The organism is Paenibacillus sp. N3.4, assembly GCF_008017805.1.
Lineage (GTDB): Bacteria > Bacillota > Bacilli > Paenibacillales > NBRC-103111 > Paenibacillus_E.
This window is the reverse complement of sequence record NZ_VRTT01000202.1, coordinates 1-1,112: the sequence shown is the minus strand read 5'-3', so window position 1 is coordinate 1,112 and position 1,112 is coordinate 1. Positions and strand designations below refer to the sequence as shown.

Below are 1,112 nucleotides of genomic sequence, written 5' to 3'. Positions count from 1 at the left end.
TACTGATTTGAGCACTCATTTTGTTGAGTGTTCCTCTTTCCTGAAGCCGTCATAAATGCGGATAGAGATCAACCGCCTAGTGAATCGTCCTGGACGGACAATGGAAAAACAACAGACGTGCTGAAGCCTAATAATCCAAAACAAGTTTCCATCGATGAATAGTCTCTGCAGCTGAAATTCAGTGACTTCCCGCAGCCAGTGCAACTATCGAACTATTTCAGTGTACCTATCGTCATCGAGAACAACAGCGACAAGCCAAAGACAACTACCATCGACTTCACAATGACCGGTACAAAAAATCAGTCCTATTCGATCCCATATACATCATGTGACGCAGAAGCAAGAATTGTTCAACCTCCTATGAAACAAAATATAGCAATCTGCCGCTGACCATCTCAGGTAAAAGCCCTGTTCTAAGCATTCCCGCCTTTGGAAGCGCCACTTGGACTGAGTAACCAACGGGCTACAATACTCAATCAGTGGTGGAAATCCTAGCTCAGCACACAGCCTCAGCGTAAGGCTAGACACGACCGCGATCATGAACTTAAAGAACACATGATGGCCATCCATCTTGCACATCCCTATTTCGGATGTATTCTCCATTCGGATCAAGGCTTCAAGTATACGTCTCAGGCGTACAACACACAATTAGAGCATTCGGCGTTAAAGGCAGCCACTCTCGCCAAGCAACCTGCCTGGATAACGCATGCATCGAATCCTTTTTTTCGCATCTCAAAACAGAGAAGTTGTATCTTAAACAGTGCAAATCAGGAACAGACATTCATCAAGCCGTAGAAGATTATATTTACTTTTAAAACTATCAACGGTTGCAGTCCAAACTAAAAAACGCGCACCGATTGAGTATCGATGCGCATTGGCAGCATAGCTTTTTTCATCTGTCTACTTGACAGGGGTATAACCATAGAATATTTCTACTATACTGGCTTTTTTGCAGATTGAATTTTACTGAAATTGAACGGTTACTTTTGCGAATGTAGGCTGACCATTTTTGAAGTGTCGGACTTTTAAGTAGTAAGATTGTCCCCAATTTAGGTAATAACCTGCAATTAGAGAGTATTGATTACCACCGCCAACATTTCGCCAGATAAATC

The 1,112-nt window shown here is 42.7% G+C and carries 1 protein-coding gene; it reads left to right on the top strand.

From position 1 onward, the window contains the following. The first annotated feature begins 590 nt into the window (after nt 1-590). Complete coding sequence (locus FU659_RS34930) at nt 591-815, top strand: IS3 family transposase (RefSeq protein ID WP_147951735.1); 225 nt, start codon at nt 591-593, stop codon at nt 813-815. Nucleotides 816-1,112 lie beyond the last annotated feature (297 nt).

Coding starts and splice junctions, on each gene's coding strand:
- FU659_RS34930 (WP_147951735.1), top strand. CDS start 591: ATGTATTCTCCATTCGGATCAAGGCTTCAAGTATACGTCTCAGGCGTA.